A 19,899-nucleotide genomic window follows, 5' to 3' on the forward strand; every position below is an offset into this window, starting at 1 on the left:
TACAGATTGTCAGAGGCTTTTTTTTCTTTATGATATTTTTTGAAGTATTCCGACGGTTTACGAAAAATAGGATTCATGGTATCATGAAAGAAACAGGGCAGATAAAGCCGGAGGATAAGGAGAATTTTATGAATCAGGAATCACAGACACCTCATAAGAGACGTGTACGATATAAAGGAAAATATCCGAAGAAATTCGAGGAGAAATATAAAGAGCTTCAGCCTGAAAAGTATAAGGATACCATTGAACATGTGATCAGCAAGGGAAACACACCGGCTGGAATGCATATTTCCATTATGGTAAAAGAGATCATTGATTTTTTGGAGATCAGGCCGGGACAGGTTGGATTTGATGCTACACTTGGTTACGGTGGGCATACAAAGGCCATGCTGGAATGTCTGAAAGGTCAGGGACACATGTACGCCACGGATGTGGACCCGGAAGAATCTGCCAAGACAAGAAAACGTCTGGCAGAGCAGGGATTCGGAGAAAATATCCTGACAATTAAACTCCAGAATTTCTGCACCATTGATGAGATCGCAGAGGAAGTTGGAGGCTTTGATTTTATCCTTGCGGATCTTGGGGTGTCTTCTATGCAGATCGACAATCCCAAGAGAGGCTTTTCCTTTAAGGTGGATGGTCCTCTGGATTTAAGGCTGAACCAGGAAACCGGGATCAGCGCAGCACAGCGTCTGGATACCATTTCAAGAGAAGAGCTTGCAGGAATGCTGGATGAGAATTCCGATGAGCCGTACTGTGAGGAGATCGCGAAGGCCATCACAGATGAGATCCGCAGAGGAAACCACATAGATACCACTACGAAGCTTCGAGAAGTCATTGAGAAGACATTGTCCTTCCTTCCTGAAAAAGAGAGGAAAGACACGGTGAAAAAAACATGCCAGAGAGTTTTCCAGGCACTGCGTATTGATGTGAACCGGGAATTCGAGGTCCTCTATGATTTTATGGAAAAACTTCCCGGAGCGCTGAAGCCAGGCGGCCGTGTAGCAATCCTTACCTTCCATTCCGGAGAGGACAAGCTGGTAAAGAAAGCCTTAAAGCAGGGATATAAAGACGGCATCTATTCCGACTATTCAAAAGATGTGATCCGTCCTTCCGCACAGGAATGTGCACAGAATGGGCGCGCCAGATCCACGAAGATGCGCTGGGCTGTGAAGGCCTGAGTGAAGAGTGAAAGAGCAGTTCTGATACAAATACAGAAACAGAAAAATCCTGGAATGCGTTGACATTCGGGATTTTTTTTGCTATGTTATATAAGTTTACATATGATAAAGCTACGGCTTAAACTGAATAGGAGAAAGGGTATGGATGTGGAGGAAAAGAAGGACATTTTTGATAAACTGATGCATCTTCCGGTGCTGAATATATTTGAACCTTTTTATAAGAAACATAAGGAAGTTCTGATGTATCTGTTCTTTGGAGGGCTCACATTTTTTCTGAACATTGCATTGTATGCATGGCTGGATAAGGGCCTGGGCATGAATGCGCTGATTGCCAATGTGATCTGCTGGGTGGTCTGCGTACTGTTCCAGTATTTTACAAACAGGACATGGGTATTCGATGGGCAGGTGGATTCCGCCGCCGGATTTTTAAAGCAGATGGCTTCGTTTTTCGGAGGACGGCTCTTTACTCTGATTGTGGAGGAAGCAATCCTTGCGGTATTTATCACCTGGCTTGGATTTAACAGCATGGCAGTGAAACTTGTTGCTCAGGTGGTTGTGATCGTATTGAATTATGTGATCAGTAAATTGATTGTTTTTAAAAAATAAAAGATAGTTATATTTGTGGAAAAGGAGTTGGACTGAAATTGACAAAGGACAAGACCAATGATATGACCGTGGGAAATCCGGTGAGCCTGATCATCCGCTTTATGATTCCCATGTGTCTCGGAAATATTTTTCAGCAGTTTTATAACATTGCGGATTCCATTGTTGCGGGGCAGTTCCTGGGAGTAGATGCGCTGGCTGCAATCGGAAGCACCGGTTCACTGATGTTTTTTGTTACCGGATGGCTTAACGGACTGAGCAGTGGCTTTGCCATTCTGGTATCCCAGTGGTTCGGGGCGAAGCAATATGATAAGATGCGTCATTACGTAGCTATGTCCATTTATCTGGCAGCAGCCTTTGCCATTGTGATGACCATTGGCTTTGAGGCTTTGAATGAACCGATTCTGCGGCTGATGAATTCACCGGAGGATCTGATGGGATCTGTGAAGGGATATATGGGAATTATTTATGCAGGCCTGATTGTAACAGCGGCATATAATTCACTGGCAGCGTTTCTCCGTGCACTTGGAGATTCAAAATCTCCGCTGTATTTTCTGATCATTTCGGCAGTGATCAATGTGTTCCTGGATATTCTGTTTATTGTAAAAATCGGGATGGGAGTGGAAGGCTGTGCCTATGCTACGGTTATCGCGCAGGCAATTTCCGCAGTCTGCTGCCTGATCTATATTATCAAAAAGTTCCCGATCCTGCATCTGAAGAAAGAAAACTTTGAAGTTTCTTTTACCAGCTTCCGTTATCTGCTGGCCCTTGGTATTCCCATGGGACTTCAGTTTTCCATCACAGCGATCGGAACCATTATTGTGCAGGGTGCGGTAAATATTTACGGTTCTGTATATATGGCAGGATTTTCCGCTGCGGGAAAAATACAGAATATCATTGCAACGGTATTTGTAGCTTTTGGTGCGACGATGGCAACCTATGTAGGACAGAACCGGGGCGCCGGAAAGATGGACCGTGTAAAAGCAGGAATGAAATATACCCAGATCATGGTCCTGATCTGGAGTGTGATCACTATGATCATAATGTTCTTTTTCGGAAAGTACATGACCTGGTTATTTATTGACAAGTCCCAGACGGATGTTATTAATGTTTCTGTTACTTATTTTCATACGGTATTCTGGGCATATCCGTTCCTTGGAAGTATCTTCCTCTACAGAAACGGACTTCAGGGACTGGGATATGGCTTGGTTCCCATGCTGGGCGGTGTGTTTGAACTGGCGGCAAGAAGTGCGATCGTTATGTTTATTGCAGGAAAAACAAGTTTTGCAGGTGTATGTCTGGCAGATCCTGCCGCATGGATCGCAGCGCTGATCCCTCTGATCCCGTATTATATTTATGTGATGAAAAAGTGGAGCAGGGGAAAAAAGGAAACTGCTGCCTGAGTGGGTATAATACAGAAAATGAAAAGAATAAATTTAGGCTTGCAATTATGGAAGATACAGTTATAATGATATTATAACTGCGGAAAAAACCAGGAAACCGGGATTCCGGGTAAGATTACAGATCCAGAAGGGAGAATATAGATCATGGAAATCACAAAGGAAACAACAATGGGCGAGATGCTTGCATACGATGAGAAGATTGCATACATTCTTATGCAGGAAGGAATGCACTGTATCGGCTGTCCGTCTTCTATCGGTGAGTCTCTTGAGGAGGCATGTATGGTACACGGACTTGATGTAAACGCTGTACTGGCAGACATCCATCATTATGAGGAAACCAAGAAACAGAAATAATCAGCAGTACAATTTATATTAGAACGTACAGATTACGGACCGCAAGGGGATAACGACTGTGCATGTCTTTTTGGCATGCCGTCGTTATCCCTTTTTTTGTGAGCAGACGATAAAGAGAGTCTTAAATATCTGCTTGATATGGAGGAAAAAAGCATGTATGTGATGATCGATAATTTCGATTCATTTGTTTATAATCTCAAGGCATATTTTCAGGAACTTGGAAGAGAGATCCTGGTCAGACGCTGCGATGAGATCACCCTGGAGGAGTTGGAAGAGCTGAACCCGGAAGGAATCATCCTTTCTCCGGGACCGAAGCGTCCCTGGGATGCGAAGTTCTGCGTAGATACCGTAAAAAGATTTCAGGGAAGGATTCCTGTTCTTGGTGTCTGTCTGGGACATCAGGTGATTGGCCACTGTGCGGGAGCAGTAGTGGAAAAGGGCGTGTGTCCCATGCACGGAAAAGTAACAGAGATCCACAACCACGGAACAGGAGTGTTTGCAGGCCTGCCGGAGAAATATAAGGTGACAAGATACCATTCCCTGATTGTTCGGGAAGACAGCATCCCGGAGGAGTATCAGGTGGATGCGCTTTCTGATGATGGTGCTGTTATGGGAATTTCCCATAAAGCATTGCCTATCTACGGTGTGCAATTCCATCCGGAAGCCGTTCGTACGGAATATGGACATGAGCTTCTTGAGAATTTTTGCAGGATCGCGGAGGATTTTCAGAAGGAGGAGTAAAAATATGTACAAAAATCAGCGAAGAATAAAAGAACTGACCCCATACATCCCTGCAGCGGACATTTTCCGGATCTACGAGAGGGAACCCGGAGCAGCATTTCTGGATTCCTCCCTTGTCAATGAGCTGGGACATTATTCTGTGATCGGAAGATGCCCGTATCTGAAGCTGGTAAAGGACGGAGAGACCTTTACCATCAACGGAAGGCCGGAAACAGAAACAACCTTTGAAGACTATATGCGGGAATATTTAAATACCCATGAGGACAAAAATAGCAGCGGACTTCCCATCGTATCCGGCGCAGTAGGATATTTTTCCTATGATTACGGAAGAAAACAGATGGGAGTATCATCCGGAGAAAAGGATCTTGTGACTGTTCCGGAGGCAGTTCTGACGTTTTATGACTGTTTTATCATAGAAGACTGTCAGGAAAAAAGAACCTATCTTGTGTCAAACGGAATCAGTGCAGACGCTACAACAGAAATCGGAGCGATGGAAAAAGCAATCCGGGAATTTACAGAGGCGGGGAAACAGGAAGGATCGGAAACAGGGGAAAAAAAGGAATCCGGAAACAGGATGGTCACGGAAAATTCTCACCGTGAGAAATTCAGGATCCAGGTTCATCCCAACTTTGAGAAAGAAGAATACAAACAGGCAGTAGACCGGATGATCCGCTATATTATAGAGGGCGATATCTATATTGCCAATATGACGCAGCAGTTGACCATTGAAAGCGAAAAACCACCTCTGGATGTTTTTTATGATCTTCGGAAAAATAATCCGTCTCCTTTCGGCGGATATCTGGATTTCGGAGATTATCAGATCGTCTGTGCATCTCCGGAACGTTTTCTGAAGATGAAAGACCGTCATGTAAATACCCGTCCTATAAAGGGAACAAGAAAACGTGGCGTAACATCTGAGGAAGATGAAATGCTCCATCGGGAGCTTCAGGATTCCGGAAAAGATAAGAGTGAACTTCTTATGATCGTAGACCTGGAGCGAAATGATCTGAACCGGGTGTGTACACCGGGAAGCGTGAAGGTAACCGAGCTTTTTACAGTGGAAGCATACGCTACGGTTTTTCATCTGGTATCGGATATTGAAGGAGAACTGGAAGACGGAAAAAATGTTATGGATCTTCTGGAGGCTGCATTCCCCGGCGGTTCTATTACCGGTGCGCCGAAATACCGTGCCATGGAGATCATTGACGAGCTGGAACACGGCAAGCGAAATCTTTATACAGGTTCTATCGGCTATCTGACACTGGACGGAAGCTGCGATTTCAACATCGTGATCCGTACAGCTCTTCATAAAAACGGAAAATATCACCTTGGCGTTGGCGGCGGGATCACAGCAGAGTCAGATCTGGAATTTGAGTACGAGGAGACTCTGCAGAAGGCGAAAGCGATCCTGGATGCGCTGCAGTAGAGAAACATACAGAACGGTAAAAGTGAAAGGCTCTGTGGACAGATCAGAGAATCTGACAGGGACACTTCATAAGGAGGTCAAAGGAAATGAACAACATAACCTTAGACGAATGTTTTCAGTTCGGTCTGGGAGCATTTGAGACCATCGGAATAGAAAAGGGAACCCCCATACTTCTGGAAAAGCATCTGAAAAGACTGGAACGAGCGGCAGATTTCCTGAAGCTGGGTGATCCGGCAGTACGTGGGATCACAGCCGAGAGGATCGAAGAATATCTGGAAGAACAAAAAAAACGCCCGGGGGTGCAGAAAGAATTTGGCGGACTGGAACACTGTGCGCTGAAGCTTATGCTTACAAAGGAAAATGCAGTGTATTCTCTTCGTGCCAATCATTATACGCCGGAGAATTATGAAAAAGGCTTTATCATGGATGTCAGCAAGGTAAAACGAAATGAAACATCACCTCTTGTATATCACAAAACCATGAATTACGGAGATTGTATTCTGGAAAAACGTAATGCTACAGCAGCAGGAATGGATGAACGGTTGTTTCTGAATACAAAGAAACAGATATCGGAAGGGACAGTAAGTAATGTATTCTTTGTGCGAAAAGGCGTGATCTATACACCAAAAGTCAGCTGCGGACTTCTTCCGGGAATCCTCCGTGAATATCTCTGTGACACGGAAGCGGTGGAAGAAACCTATATCTATGTTCAGGATCTTAAATGGTATCAGGAATGCTTTGTCACAAATTCCCTGATGGGAATCATGCCGGTGCGTCAGATCGGAGGAATCCGGTTTGAGGAAGACAAAGTGACAAGGGAGCTGATGAGAAGATATCAGAAGATGGTCAGAGATACTGCGAATAAGAAACAAATCAGATAAATGTTATTGCGAAACTATCACATTCAGGAAAGGTGATGGAATGTGAAGACCCGGCTTTCCGGGAAATGTACCTGAGGATGGAGGTAATATAAACAGGAATTTGGAATGGTACATAGATTTATAACGGAATTTGAATGAAAGTGACCAATACAGTCAGGGATAAACGTGCATTAACCAGGGAAAGCTAAGGTTGATGCACGTTTTTTGTGCAAACTCAACCAAAAACGTTCATGAATTTTGTGAAGTAATTTGATTGACTTTGAATGAATTTGGAAGTATACTGAGTTCAATAAATGAAAAACAACAAAAAGCGGTCAAAAACCGCAGGATAAAAGATATGGGAGGAGAAAAAATGATCTGCACAGTTACTTTTAATCCGTCTCTGGACTATATCGTTTCCGTGGAGGATTTTAAACTCGGACTTACCAACCGAACAAGCTCTGAGCTGATGCTTCCGGGCGGAAAGGGAATCAACGTTTCCACCGTGCTGATGAATCTTGGAATCGAGAATACAGCACTTGGTTTCATGGCAGGATTCGTCGGAGATGAGATTGTAAGAAAGCTTGAGGAGATGGGAGTGAGATCTGATTTTATCAGGATCCCGGAAGGCGTTTCAAGGATCAACCTGAAGCTGAAATCTATTGATGGAACTGAGATCAACGGAATGGGACCGGAGATCAGCGCTGAAAAGGTTCAGGAGCTGATGAAGAAGCTTGACACACTGAAAGAGGGAGATGTGCTTTTTCTGGCAGGAAGCATTCCTTCATCTATGCCGGATGATATGTATGAGAAGATCATGGCGAGACTGGACGGAAAAGGCGTGATGATCGTTGTGGATGCAACGAGAGATCTTCTTGTAAATGTCCTGAAGTATCATCCGTTCCTGGTGAAGCCCAATAACCATGAGCTTGGAGAAATCTTTGGCGTAGAGCTCAAGAACCGTCAGGATGTGATCCCTTACGGAAAGAAGCTCCAGGAAAAAGGAGCCAGAAACGTGCTGATCTCAATGGCCGGTGAGGGAGCTGTCCTGGTAGCGGAAAACGGTCAGGTGTTTGAGAAACCGGCGCCGAAAGGAACACTGGTAAATGGCGTAGGAGCCGGAGATTCCATGGTAGCAGGCTTTATGGCAGGCTGGATGGAAAAACAGGATCACGAATATGCATTCCATATGGGGATTTCCGCAGGAAGTGCAAGTGCATTTTCTGAAAATCTTGCCACAAGGGAAGAAGTTCAGGCAGTATATGAACAGGTAACAGAGGGGTAAAGAAGAAAGGAGAAGGGAAGCTTATCGGAAACAGGTGTATTTAAGAGAGGAAGAAAGTACGACAGGAATCGGTGAGGGAATCGCCATTCCTCATGGAAAATGTGATGCGGTAAAGAAACCGGGACTTGCTGCCATGGTAGTAAAAAACGGCGTGGAATTTGAGGCACTGGATGATGAGCCGGTTACCCTTCTTTTCCTGATCGCAGCACCGAATACAGAAGATAACATTCATCTGGATGTACTCAGCAAGCTTTCCGTAATGCTGATAGATGATAATTTTACAGAATCCTTACGCAACGCAGGTTCTGTAGATGAATTTATGGAGATCATCGACAAGGCCGATGAGGAGAAAAAAGATATTGATGAAAGACTGGCAGATACAGGAAGTTCCGAAGGAGCCAGAGCTAAACTGCTGGCAGTTACTTCCTGCCCCACAGGTATTGCCCACACCTACATGGCAGCAGAGGGACTGGAAAAAGCAGCGAAGGCGAAAGACTGTTTCATTAAAATAGAGACACGAGGCTCCGGTGGAGCAAAAAATGTACTTACGGATCAAGAGATCCGGGAGGCAGACTGCATCATTGTAGCTGCAGATGCCAAGGTTCCCATGGATCGTTTCGATGGAAAGAAAGTCATCGAATGTCAGGTTTCGGATGGAATCAGCAAAGCGGACCAATAGCGCCTGTACTGATCTATCCGGCTGCTGGTGTCCTTCTTATGGGACTCTGTATAACCTTCGTTGTAGAGACGATCATGGGCGGTATCAATACAGGATTAAATAATGCCTTGACAGGCATGGGAAATTCAAGTAAAGTAATTTTAGGGTTGGTTCTTGGTGGTATGATGGCCATTGATATGGGCGGCCCGTTCAACAAAGCAGCATATGTATTTGGTACAGCAGCTATTGCGGCAGGCAACTATGACATTATGGCAGCAGTTATGGTGGGAGGTATGACTCCTCCGTGTGCCATCGCACTCGCATCCCTGCTGTTTAAAGACAAATTTACAAAAGAAGAGCGTGAGGCAGGACCGACCAACTTTATTATGGGACTTGCATTTATCACAGAAGGTGCGATTCCTTTTGCGGCATCTGACCCGGTTCATGTACTTCCGTCCTGTATCGTCGGTTCCGCAGCAGCTGGAGCGATTTCCATGTTCTTCAACTGTACACTGATGGCACCACATGGCGGAATCTTCGTATTCCCGGTTGTAGGTAATGCAATGATGTATCTGGTCGCACTGGTTGTGGGAACTCTGATCTCAGCTGTACTTCTCGGGGTACTGAAGAAAAAAGTTGCTTAAATTTTTTAAAATTAAAATAAAAAACTGGAGGATAAAGAAATGAAAGAATTCAAGTATGTAGTAACAGATAACGAAGGAATCCATGCACGTCCGGCCGGAGAGCTTGTGAAGCTTGTAAAAGGTTTCGAGTCCAAGATCACTATCGAGAAGGACGGCAAGACTGTAGAGTGCAGAAAGCTTCTTGCACTTATGGGACTTGGCGTAAAGAAGGGACATGAGGTTACCTTTACATTCGATGGTGCAGATGAGGATGCAGCATACGAGGCAGTAAGCAAATTCATGCAGGAGAACCTGTAATCTCAGAATGAGTGAACAGAAGGCATCCCGGTCCGGTCGATCGGGATGTCTTTTTTGAAGGAGGAAAAGGAATGCTGACGGAGCAGAGATACGAGATCATACTCGGCCTTCTCAGAGAAAAAAACAGTGTTACGGTAACAGAACTGAAAGATATCCTAGATGCATCGGAATCTACGGTCCGCAGAGACATCACGGCGCTTTACAAGGCGGGGAAGCTGACCAGGGTTTTTGGCGGTGCGGTGGCGCTGGAACATACTGTCAATGCCTATGAGCCTACCGTAGCCCAGAAAGTTGAGCTGAATATTGAAGAAAAAAAGAAGATCGCAGCCTATGCGGCAGCTCTGATCCGTCCGGAAGATTTTGTGTATCTGGATGCGGGAACGACTACCGGATATATGCTGGAGCATCTGGAAGGCTCCGGGGCGACTTTTGTCACCAATGGTGTTTCCCATGCCAGGGCTCTGGCTCAGATGGGAGTCCGTGTGCTGCTGATCGGCGGAGAACTGAAGGGATCTACGGAAGCTGTGATCGGAAGTCAGGCCATGCAGATGTTGAAGAATTATCATTTTACAAAGGGCTTTTTCGGGACCAACGGGATGACTCAGAGAGAAGGCTTTACCACGCCGGAATCCAATGAGGCACTGGTAAAGCGAACCGCCATGGAGCAGTGTCTGGAAAAGTACGTAGTGTCTGACAGCTCCAAATTCGGACAGATCAGTGCGGTGACATTCTTTTCATTTGACGGAGCGGTGATCCTGACGGAAAGCTGTTCCAAAGAATATAAAGATTGCAGAAATATACAGATCGTATCATAGAAAGATCGCAAAAAAACCGGTTTGGAAGAAAAAATTCTTCGTAAACCGGTTTTTTATTTGTTGAGGTTCTGTCTCAGTCTTCCTTGGAGATCATGGATTCCAGATCTTCCACGGAAATGTCTTTTTTGTGCATCAGCTTGAGCAGACGTTTCAGCTCGGCAGCTTCCTTTGCTTTTTTCTCAGCTTTGTGGATCTCATCCAGCTGAGCTGCCAGTGCAGTTTTTTCATCCTCCAGCGCTGCTATCTTTTCAGTGCAGGCAGCAATCTTGGAATCTACTTTGGAAATTTTCTCATTGAGTACTTCTATCTTTGTACGTCTCTGTGCCATATGAAACCTCCTGATAAAAATATTGCTTCTTATACACTATACAATAGCATAAACGACGATGAAATACAATTGTGAATTGAGGTGCAATATGTTATCATGAATGTATATAATATTTCAGAAACGCAGGAAAATATTATGGATAAAGATAAGGGTGTATTTATGACTGCCCGGGAAGTAAATATGGAAATAGAAATGCTGAAGACGGTTTTTGACATTGTAAGACTGGTGGATGTCAGCCGTACAGCTCCGGTAAATATTGGCTCAGACGATTGTTCTTATGAAGCAGAACATAAATGCTTTGCAGTGTGGAATAAAGGCAGAAGATGTGAGAACTGTATTTCTGCCAAAGTTTTTGCCCGTAAAAACAAAATGACGAAATTTGAGTTCGTCAATGATGACATTTATCAGGTAATCGCCAAATATGTGGTTATAGACGGGACACCTCTTGTCATGGAAATGGTCTTTAAAATGACGGATAAGATCTTTCTGGGAGCTTATGGAAGCGGATCTCTGATCGATAAGATCAGCAGATTCAACCGGGAATTATATGAAGATCCGTTGACTGGTGCCAGAAACCGGAGATATTTTGAGGAACAGCTGAAATCCCTGGATAAGATGGGGGCTATAGCTATGATCGACGTGGACAATTTTAAACAGATCAATGACAGCTATGGCCATGTAGCTGGAGATGCGGCGCTTTGTACCATTGTCAGAATGATTTTTGAGCATGTGCGTGCAGATGACGTGGTACTGCGTTATGGAGGAGACGAATTTCTTCTGATGTTTGAAGAAATCCCGGAAAAGGTATTTCAGCAGAAGCTGGAAGATATCCGGGAAGAGATCGCAATGGCAGATGTGCCGGAATACAAAGAAATCCGGCTTTCCATGAGCGTGGGAGGTGTATATGGAAGCTGTAAGGTCAGAGATGGAGTGATGGAAGCGGACAGGCTTCTCTATCAGGCCAAGCGGCAAAAAAACTGTGTTGCCTACAAGAGGATCTGACGGAAATGACATGACAGTCATTGAAAGCAGAATTATGTAACAGGCGCATGAGGTGTATATCTGGCAAGTGAAAGGGAGAATAGGGATATGAAGATAATCGCAAGGATCAGAAGTGATTTTCCGACAAAATTCGGAATCCCGCGTCAGAGCGGTCGAGTGGAAGAACTGACAGCCTGTATTGTTTTTGAACCGGAATACCGGGTACGTGAAGCAGTAAAGGGACTGGAAGATTTTTCGCATATCTGGCTGCTGTGGGAGTTTTCACAGTCAATCCGTGAGAGCTGGTCCCCTACAGTACGTCCGCCACGCCTGGGCGGAAATGAAAGGATGGGCGTATTTGCCACCAGATCGCCCTTCCGTCCCAATCCTGTAGGCTTATCCTGTGTGAAGCTTGAAAAGATCGATCTGGAAAGCAAAGAAGCTCCTGTACTGATCGTATCCGGTGCGGACCTGATGGATGGAACCCCTATCTATGATATTAAGCCATATCTGCCTGCGGCAGACTGCCATCCGGAAGCGCTAGGCGGCTTTGCGACGAAGGTGGAGCAGCATTTTCTGCAGGTAGAGATCCCGGAAGAATGGAAGGCAAGGATTCCGGAGGATAAGCTTACTGCGTTGGAAGGCGTGCTCAGAGAGGATCCGAGGCCTGCCTACCAGAAAGATCCAGAGAGGATATACGGAATGCCTTTTGCAGGAATGGATGTTCATTTTCAGGTAAAAAACGGCATACTTACAGTATGTGAGATCACAGGATATAAAAAATCAGACAGAATTTAAAATTACCTTTGACAAACTTTTTGTGAGATGGTATTATAATAAATGAGTTAGCAAGTGCTAACTCAATATTTTAAAAGTAAAGTTAGTTTAAAATAACCTTGAAACAGTCATATAAAAGTTCAGAGATCAAAGGAGAGTGAATTATGAGCGTTGTAATTGTAGGCGGTAATGAAAGAATGGTATGTCAGTATGAGGATATCTGCAAAGGCTTCGGATGCAAGGCGAAAGTTTTTGCCAAGGAAAAAGGAGCCATGAAGAAAAAGATCGGGGTGCCGGATCTGATGATCCTGTTCACCAGTACCGTTTCCCACAAAATGGTAAACTGCGCAGTAGAAGAAGCAAAGAAAAAATCCATTCCGGTATGCCGCTGTCACACAAGCAGCGCTGCAGCTCTCGAGAACATTCTGAAGCAGTACTGTGCATAAGAAACAGGTCAGAAGATACTTTTCTCTTGTATAATTTGATTTTTTTTGCAGAAATGTTACGGAAAGGCTTGCAAAATTACAAATTATTCAATAAAATAGCCGTAGGTTTCTGTGGTAAAGCGTTGCAGTGAATGGTGAAAAGGCGGCGCTGGAAGTCGAAATTACAGGTGAGAGGTGTTATCATGAAAAAAGTTGTAAAATTCGGTGGAAGTTCTCTTGCAAATGCGGAGCAGTTCCAGAAAGTGGGCGATATCATCCGCAGTGATGAGAGCCGCCGTTATGTAGTTCCGTCAGCTCCGGGAAAGAGATTTGACGAGGATATCAAAGTGACGGATATGCTTTATGGATGTTATGACGCAGCATCCAAAGGGGAGGATATCACTGAGAAGATCAATGCGATCAAGGCGCGATATTATGAGATCATCAAGGGACTCGGACTGAGCCTTTCTCTTGAGGAGGAGTTCAAGAAGATCGATGAGGATTTCCGTGCACAGGCAGGAATCCAGTATGCGGCATCCAGAGGAGAGTTCCTCAATGGTAAGATCATGGCTGCATATCTTGGATATGATTTTGTGGATGCAGCTTCTGTGATCCGTTTTGATAAAGCTGGTAATCTGGAAGCGGAGGAGACCAATAAACTCCTTTCCAAAAAACTCAGCAAATCCCAGCATGCGGTTATTCCGGGATTTTACGGCGCATGTGCAGATGGCACAGTAAAGACATTTTCCAGAGGTGGTTCTGATGTGACAGGTTCCCTGGTTGCAAAGGCTATCCATGCAGATATTTATGAGAACTGGACGGACGTTTCGGGTTTTCTTGTAACAGATCCGCGTATCGTTCACAATCCGGAGCCTATCGAGGCAATCACATACAGAGAGCTTCGTGAGCTTTCCTACATGGGAGCTACTGTTCTTCATGAGGATGCCATTTTCCCGGTTCGTAAAGAGGGAATTCCAATCAATATCCGTAACACAAACAGCCCGGAGGATAAAGGTACTCTGATCGTAGAGAGCACCTGTAAGAAGCCGAAATTTACTATTACCGGTATCGCCGGAAAGAAAGGTTTCTGCTCTATTAATATCGAGAAATCCATGATGAACAGTGAGATCGGGTTCGGACGCAAGGTACTTCAGGTATTTGAAGATCAGGGGATCAGCTTTGAGCATGTACCATCCGGAATCGATACCATGACTGTATATGTTCATCAGGACGAATTTGAGGAGAAAGAGCAGCAGGTTATCGCAGGTATCCACCGTCTGGTGCAGCCTGATTTTGTGGAGATGGAATCTGACCTTGCACTGATCGCAGTTGTTGGTCGTGGAATGAAATCCCAGAGAGGCACTGCAGGAAGGATCTTCTCTGCTCTTGCCCATGCAAATGTAAACGTAAAAATGATCGACCAGGGTTCCAGTGAGCTGAATATCATCATCGGTGTAGAGAATCGTGATTTCGAAAAAGCAGTCAGAGCAATCTACGATATTTTTGTTCTGACACGGATATAAACAAAATCCGGAAACGGATTTTGTTTATGAGAAAGTAGCGAAGCGGATTTCGAATATCCGATTGATATAAATCCGGAAACGGATTTTGTTTATGAGGAAGTAGCGAAGCGGATTCCGAATATCCGATTTATTTAAAACCGCCGCAGTACGTGTAACATACCGTCCTGCGGCGGTTTTTTTTGGAAAAAATCCAAGATTTATCTAAAAATAATACAATCAAATTCAACAGGATTTCCAAAGGAAAGACAAAGATATTGTACATTGTGTCGAAAAAAGTTTGATATGAAATAAACAGTATTGACAAAAACTTAACTTTTGTGTAAAACTGAAATATGAAAAAATCAGAAAGGCAGGCGGTCAGCTATGGAGAAACAGATCAAACTGGATGAAAAAAGTGCACAGGAGTTTGTCAATGCAGCCAGCAGATGTAATTTTGATATTGATGTATTTTATAACCGTATTATCATTGATGCAAAGTCGATCCTCGGACTTTTGAGTCTGGATCTGACAAAGACTCTGACAGTAAAGTGTTACGGAGAGGATGAGGATTTTAATCGTGTTCTTTCCAAGTATGCAGTAGGTTGAGAAATATGAATAAAGAAAAACGGTGATAAAAGGGCGCAGTTCATGAGAAGAAAAGCAGAACATGCGTCCTTTTTATTATGGGAAGCTTTCGAATCATATTTTATGGTATAATTCTGGTATAGCATGGAAAAAGAATAGCTGCCGGACTGGAATTCCGGTAGCTGCCGGGAGTGAAAATATGGAAAAACCAAGAGTGCGGATTTCTGTCAGAAATCTTGTGGAATTTATACTGAGGAGCGGAGATCTGGATAACAGCAGTGGGACATCCGGAGATAAGGAAGCCATGTTAAAAGGCGGAAGGCTTCACCGCAAGATACAGCGGAGTATGAAGGGCGATTATCAGGCAGAGGTTTCTCTGAAAAAAGAAAGTGAATACGACGATGTGGTCATTCAGGTCGAGGGCCGTGCAGATGGGATCTTTACAGAGGACGGAGCCGTTTATATTGATGAGATCAAGGGGACTTACGGAAATGTCCAGGCAATGGACATGCCAATACCTGTCCACCGTGCCCAGGCCATGTGTTACGGAATGATCTGGGGAGAAAAAGAAGGGATTTCTGAAATCCACATTCAGATGACCTACGCTCATCTTGAGACGGAAGAAACCAGGAGATTTCGTGAGGATTTTTCCATAGAGGAGCTTAAAGGCTGGTATCAGAAACTTCTGGATGCCTATCACAAATGGATCGCATATTCTCTTAACTGGAAAAAAGAGAGAAATGCATCCATGAAGGATCTGCAGTTTCCGTTTCCATACAGAGAAGGGCAGCGGGATATCGTTAGTGGTGTGTACCATACGGTTTCCAGCGGGAAGACCTTATTTGTTCAGGCGCCTACCGGTGTGGGAAAAACCATGTCTGCCATTTTTCCGTCCGTGCGCGCCATCGGTGAGGGAAAAGGTGAAACACTTTTTTATCTTACCGCAAAAACCATCACAGGAACTGTGGCGCAGGAGGCATTTCACATCCTGCGGGAAAAAGGTCTGAAATTCAAGGTAACGGCGATCACGGCAAAGGAAAAGCTGTGTTTTCAGGATACTCCGGAATGTACACCGGAGAAATGTCCTTATGCAAAGGGGCATTTTGACCGGGTAAATGATGCGGTTTATGAGCTCTGGACCACTGAAGAGGTATATTCCAGAGAAGTGATCCGTGCTCATGCAGAAAAATGGCAGGTGTGCCCTTTTGAAATGTGTCTGGATCTTTCAATCTGGGTAGACGGGATCATCTGTGATTATAATTACGTGTTTGATCCCAATGTTCATCTGAAACGTTTTTTCGGGGAAAATATTTCCGGGGATCATATTTTTCTGATTGATGAGGCACATAATCTGGTAGAACGTGGCAGAGAGATGTACAGTGCCGGTATTTCCCGTCAGAGTCTGGTAGCACTTCGAAAGAAGATAAGAAAGAGGTTTTCAAAACTGGCCAGAACACTGGATAAAGCAAATCGCCAGATGATGGAACTGGAAGAGAATCTTGCGGAAACAGGAAAAGGGTATCAGGTGCTTCCCAATCCCGGAGTACTGCCGATCACATTTCTTACGATATCAGGTGAACTGGAAGAAATACTGGAGGAAAAAGAACTGGAAGAAGAACTACGCAGGAAAATACTGGAATTTTATTTTATAGTGCGTGATTTTTTAAATGTTTCAGAGCTGGTAGATGAAAATTATGTAGTATATACCGAAAACAGCGCAGAAGAAGGATTTCGTCTGAGGCTGTTCTGTGTGAACCCGGCAGAAAATCTGGGAGAATACCTGAAAAAAGGGAAAAGTGCTATTTTCTTTTCAGCTACAATGTTTCCCATGCTCTATTACCGGGAGCTTTTGACAACAGACCGTGATGCCTATGGGATTTATGTGCAGTCTCCTTTCCCAAAAGAAAACCGCAGGATTCTTATCGGCAGCGACGTAAGCAGCCGGTATACCCGGAGAAATCGTGCAGAATATCGGAAGATCGCCGGATATATTGCCAGATGTGTCTGGCAGAGGCAGGGAAATTATATGGTGTTTTTTCCGTCGTATCGTCTTATGGAAGACGTACTGCAAGTTTATGAGGAAGAATTTTCCGTAGACTGGGTGCGCTGCGTGTGTCAGACGCCGGATATGACAGAACAGGAACGGGAAGGATTTTTGGAGGAATTTCAGGAACGGGAAGGTACCCTGGTAGGGTTCTGTGTCCTTGGAGGAATTTTTTCTGAGGGTGTTGATCTGACAGGGGAAAGTCTGATCGGGGCAGTGATCGTAGGAACCGGACTTCCCCAGATCGGCAGTCAGCGTGAGATCTTGAAAGAGTATTACGATAAAAAGAATCACTGTGGTTTTGATTATGCATATCGCTACCCGGGTATGAACAAGGTGCTTCAGGCCGCCGGGCGCGTGATCCGCACAAAAGAGGACAAAGGCGTGATATTGCTTTTGGATGACCGCTTCTGGGATCGGGATTACCAGGAAATCTTTCCCAGGGAATGGCAGGACCGTACAGGCTGCAGGCTGGATACGGTAGAAGGTGCAGTGGAGACGTTCTGGAAGAGGTTTACTTGACAGAACGGAGAAATCCGATATACTTATAGAGTCTTTATCTGGAAAATCACTGGAGGAATGTGTGGATGCCGGATCAGGACAAGAAACTGTAAAATAGGATCATAAGAAAAGTGAAAGAAGTATATGAGACGAAAAAAAATATATAAAGCATTGGCATTTTGTCTGAGCACAGTGATGCTCGCACAGCCGGTTTTTGCGACAACAGTGCAGCAGACGGCACAGGGAAGCCTTGGTTCTGTTACGGAGGAGTCCCAGATACTTCCAATTCCCGGTGAAAGCGGGAAATATATTCTGAAAAGCAATGGCTTTTACTGCCTGAATGAAGATGGAACCAAAGAAAATACTCCGGCAGTGTATTATTTTGATCATTTTGAGATCGACGGAACGGTTTTTGATGGATATTATTATCACGACGAAAGCGGTAAATTTACAGCGGGAAACTCGCATATGGTCCAGATCACCGATCTGAAGGCTCCGGCAAAAGACGGTAGCGGTGAGGAAGTTTCTTTTGACGGCTGTTATATGGTAAACAATCTGGGAAAACTCAGCGCTTCTCCACAGGTACGTTATATGGATGAGCTGGTGGTGGACAAAACAACATACAACGGGCTGTATTATTTTGATGAATATGGAAAAATGGTTACAGATCCAGGTATCCATTATCTGGAAATGAATGCTGCAGGACAGATGTTTGACGGATATTATTATTTTGGCGGAGAAAACGGCGTTCTGCTCCAGGAAGAGGGAGAGACTCCGGAGGGATTTTCCGTGGATAAATCCGGAAAAGTCGAGACGAAAGATCTGGGAATGGATGGCCTTGAGAAACGGCTTGCGGATCTTCTTGGAACCTATGAGGGTACATGGAGCGTTTATGTAAAGGATCTAACCAGTGATCAGGAGTTTGAACAGAACAGTCAGTCACTGTACTCAGCCAGTCTGATCAAAGTGTTTGTCATGGCCCAGACCTATGCCAACATGGATGCAGTCCTTCAGAACGAAGCGGCAAAAATGAAAAAAGATGTTACAGATCCGTCCGTATCCACAAAGGTCAATGACCTTCTCTGGAATATGATCACAGTCAGTGACAATGAATCCTTTAATGAGCTGGTACGTCTGCAGACAGCATCGGGTGTTTTTAAGGACGGAGCACAGGCTGTAAATGGATTTCTTGCGGAACAGAAATTTGCAGATACTTCCGTACAGCACATCTTAAGCCCGTCCTCTTCAAAGGACGTCGGCCTCGGTGGCAGGAACACCACTTCCGTAAAAGACTGCGCAGAGCTTCTTTCCCGGATCTATAAAGGAGAATGTGTATCGAAAGAAGCTTCGGAGGCTATGCTGAACCTGCTTCTGAACCAGCAGGTTACTACTAAGATCCCCAGCGGGATATCTGTGTCCGTGGAAATTGCAAATAAGACTGGAGAAACGGATACGGACCAGCATGATATCGCCATTGTATATGGAGAAAAGACTACATATATCCTCTGTGTGATGTCAGAAGACTGTAAACCTGGGGACGCAGTTTCGCATATCCGGGATATTTCCGGTATTGTTTATAATTATCTGAATATGGACCTTGACCAGGGGTGATCTGTGAGTTAGAATAAAAAACAGCTGAGCAAGATCCTGATGGATATTTCCGCCAGAGAAGTATCCGAAATGTTCATGAAAGGGGAATTCTATTATGAAGACAGTACATACAGACAAAGCACCTGCAGCAATCGGACCATACTCCCAGGCTATCATCCATGGAGATACACTTTACACATCCGGTCAGATCCCGGTGGATCCGGCAACTGGAGAGGTAGTTGGCACAACCATCGAGGAGCAGGCTGACCGTGTTATGAAGAATCTCGGAGCAGTTCTGGAAGCTGCCGGTTCCAGCTATGAGAATGCAGTCAAGACAGTATGCTTCCTTACAGATATGAACGATTTTGCGGCATTTAATGAAGTATATGCCAAATATTTCGTAAATAAACCTGCACGTTCCTGTGTTGCAGTCAAGACACTGCCAAAGAACGTTCTCTGTGAGGTAGAAGTGATCGCAGCGATCGGATGATCTGATAAAAAATCCCTGTTGTCTGATTTCAGTCAGACAGCGGGGATTTCTTTTTGTGGGGATAAAGTATTTTTCTCTGTTTTGGAGCAATCTCTTTTTTTGTGTTTTCAAGCGTTAAAACGGTAATGTTTTTTCTTGTGTAAAGTAGAGCGCTGTAGTATAATAAAACCAGTTTTTTAGGATACGTATAAAAGCTTAATAAGGATGATCGGCAAACCAGATGAAAGTCTGGGACGCAAAGCTATAGGGCCTGTAAAATGGTAGCCAGTTGCATGAAATGAGGTGCACTGTCTGTGAGACGGTGTTTTTTTTATCCAATGCGTCTTATAAACCATAGTATAATATAAATATGAACACAACATATAAATCAAACAACAATGTCGTCTATTCCTGTAAATACCATGTAGTA

General features: G+C 44.4%; 19 protein-coding genes, 1 pseudogene and 1 riboswitch. Of the genes and pseudogenes, 19 read left to right on the plus strand and 1 reads right to left on the minus strand.

All coding sequences use genetic code 11. The annotated features are described in order from the left end of the window. Positions 1 to 128: 128 nt before the first annotated feature. The 11 genes and pseudogenes from rsmH (at position 129) to GPK58_RS09145 (ending at position 10,267) form a co-directional block, all read left to right on the plus strand. Positions 129 to 1,181, plus strand: coding sequence for a 16S rRNA (cytosine(1402)-N(4))-methyltransferase RsmH (rsmH, locus tag GPK58_RS09095; protein WP_092069475.1), 1,053 nt, complete (start codon positions 129 to 131; stop codon positions 1,179 to 1,181). Between the two features lie 141 nt (positions 1,182 to 1,322). Then, positions 1,323 to 1,787: a GtrA family protein gene (locus tag GPK58_RS09100; RefSeq protein WP_015525821.1), complete on the plus strand. Its 465-nt coding sequence runs from the start codon at positions 1,323 to 1,325 to the stop codon at positions 1,785 to 1,787. A gap of 62 nt (positions 1,788 to 1,849) precedes the next feature. Further along, positions 1,850 to 3,187: an MATE family efflux transporter gene (locus tag GPK58_RS09105; RefSeq protein ID WP_173733058.1), complete on the plus strand. Its 1,338-nt coding sequence runs from the start codon at positions 1,850 to 1,852 to the stop codon at positions 3,185 to 3,187. Positions 3,188 to 3,331: 144 nt separating this feature from the next. Beyond that, complete coding sequence (locus GPK58_RS09110) at positions 3,332 to 3,541, plus strand: DUF1858 domain-containing protein (protein ID WP_021650997.1); 210 nt, start codon at positions 3,332 to 3,334, stop codon at positions 3,539 to 3,541. Between the two features lie 153 nt (positions 3,542 to 3,694). Then, entirely contained in the window at positions 3,695 to 4,282 is a 588-nt protein-coding gene (locus GPK58_RS09115; RefSeq protein ID WP_092069392.1) for an anthranilate synthase component II, read from the plus strand. A 4-nt stretch (positions 4,283 to 4,286) separates the two neighbouring features. Then, positions 4,287 to 5,708, plus strand: coding sequence for an aminodeoxychorismate synthase component I (gene pabB / locus GPK58_RS09120; RefSeq protein WP_215638541.1), 1,422 nt, complete (start codon positions 4,287 to 4,289; stop codon positions 5,706 to 5,708). A gap of 86 nt (positions 5,709 to 5,794) precedes the next feature. Then, complete coding sequence (locus GPK58_RS09125) at positions 5,795 to 6,589, plus strand: aminotransferase class IV (RefSeq protein ID WP_092069397.1); 795 nt, start codon at positions 5,795 to 5,797, stop codon at positions 6,587 to 6,589. Between the two features lie 352 nt (positions 6,590 to 6,941). Further along, the gene (pfkB, locus tag GPK58_RS09130) at positions 6,942 to 7,853 is read left to right on the plus strand and encodes a 1-phosphofructokinase (RefSeq protein WP_022426093.1); all 912 of its coding nucleotides are present in this window, start codon (positions 6,942 to 6,944) and stop codon (positions 7,851 to 7,853) included. Positions 7,854 to 7,866: 13 nt separating this feature from the next. Further along, positions 7,867 to 9,155, plus strand: a pseudogene (locus GPK58_RS13355) (fructose-specific PTS transporter subunit EIIC); the annotation flags it as partial. A 39-nt stretch (positions 9,156 to 9,194) separates the two neighbouring features. After that, the gene (locus tag GPK58_RS09140) at positions 9,195 to 9,452 is read left to right on the plus strand and encodes an HPr family phosphocarrier protein (RefSeq protein WP_015525831.1); all 258 of its coding nucleotides are present in this window, start codon (positions 9,195 to 9,197) and stop codon (positions 9,450 to 9,452) included. A 71-nt stretch (positions 9,453 to 9,523) separates the two neighbouring features. Next, positions 9,524 to 10,267 carry a DeoR/GlpR family DNA-binding transcription regulator gene (locus GPK58_RS09145; RefSeq protein ID WP_044961183.1) on the plus strand — a complete coding sequence of 248 codons (744 nt, stop codon included), beginning with the start codon at positions 9,524 to 9,526 and terminating at the stop codon, positions 10,265 to 10,267. A 73-nt stretch (positions 10,268 to 10,340) separates the two neighbouring features. On the opposite strand, the gene GPK58_RS09150 is transcribed toward GPK58_RS09145, so the two are convergent. Next, positions 10,341 to 10,595, minus strand: a complete 255-nt coding sequence (locus GPK58_RS09150; protein WP_092069400.1) for a hypothetical protein — start codon at positions 10,593 to 10,595, stop codon at positions 10,341 to 10,343. 135 nt (positions 10,596 to 10,730) lie between these two features. Between GPK58_RS09150 and GPK58_RS09155 the strand changes: the two genes are divergently transcribed. From GPK58_RS09155 to GPK58_RS09190, 8 genes are all read left to right on the plus strand, one after another. Next, complete coding sequence (locus GPK58_RS09155; protein WP_175442944.1) at positions 10,731 to 11,597, plus strand: GGDEF domain-containing protein; 867 nt, start codon at positions 10,731 to 10,733, stop codon at positions 11,595 to 11,597. An 87-nt stretch (positions 11,598 to 11,684) separates the two neighbouring features. Next, positions 11,685 to 12,374, plus strand: a complete 690-nt coding sequence (tsaA, locus tag GPK58_RS09160; protein WP_059085197.1) for a tRNA (N6-threonylcarbamoyladenosine(37)-N6)-methyltransferase TrmO — start codon at positions 11,685 to 11,687, stop codon at positions 12,372 to 12,374. A gap of 143 nt (positions 12,375 to 12,517) precedes the next feature. Then, positions 12,518 to 12,799: a DUF2325 domain-containing protein gene (locus GPK58_RS09165; protein WP_015525835.1), complete on the plus strand. Its 282-nt coding sequence runs from the start codon at positions 12,518 to 12,520 to the stop codon at positions 12,797 to 12,799. A 182-nt stretch (positions 12,800 to 12,981) separates the two neighbouring features. Then, on the plus strand, positions 12,982 to 14,301 hold the full coding sequence (locus GPK58_RS09170) for an aspartate kinase (protein ID WP_015525836.1): 1,320 nt from the start codon (positions 12,982 to 12,984) through the stop codon (positions 14,299 to 14,301). Positions 14,302 to 14,664: 363 nt separating this feature from the next. After that, complete coding sequence (locus tag GPK58_RS09175) at positions 14,665 to 14,886, plus strand: HPr family phosphocarrier protein (protein ID WP_092069405.1); 222 nt, start codon at positions 14,665 to 14,667, stop codon at positions 14,884 to 14,886. Between the two features lie 178 nt (positions 14,887 to 15,064). Further along, positions 15,065 to 17,431, plus strand: a complete 2,367-nt coding sequence (locus GPK58_RS09180; RefSeq protein ID WP_215638542.1) for an ATP-dependent DNA helicase — start codon at positions 15,065 to 15,067, stop codon at positions 17,429 to 17,431. Positions 17,432 to 17,554: 123 nt separating this feature from the next. Then, positions 17,555 to 19,021 (plus strand): serine hydrolase, encoded by a 1,467-nt coding sequence (locus GPK58_RS09185; RefSeq protein WP_244093171.1) that lies wholly within the window; start codon positions 17,555 to 17,557, stop codon positions 19,019 to 19,021. 94 nt (positions 19,022 to 19,115) lie between these two features. Continuing rightward, positions 19,116 to 19,490 carry a RidA family protein gene (locus tag GPK58_RS09190; protein ID WP_252195787.1) on the plus strand — a complete coding sequence of 125 codons (375 nt, stop codon included), beginning with the start codon at positions 19,116 to 19,118 and terminating at the stop codon, positions 19,488 to 19,490. Positions 19,491 to 19,690: 200 nt separating this feature from the next. Further along, a riboswitch (cyclic di-GMP riboswitch) is annotated at positions 19,691 to 19,766 on the plus strand. The last annotated feature ends 133 nt before the right edge of the window (positions 19,767 to 19,899 follow it).

The organism is Blautia sp. MCC270, assembly GCF_018785605.1.
Lineage (GTDB): Bacteria > Bacillota > Clostridia > Lachnospirales > Lachnospiraceae > Blautia_A > Blautia_A fusiformis.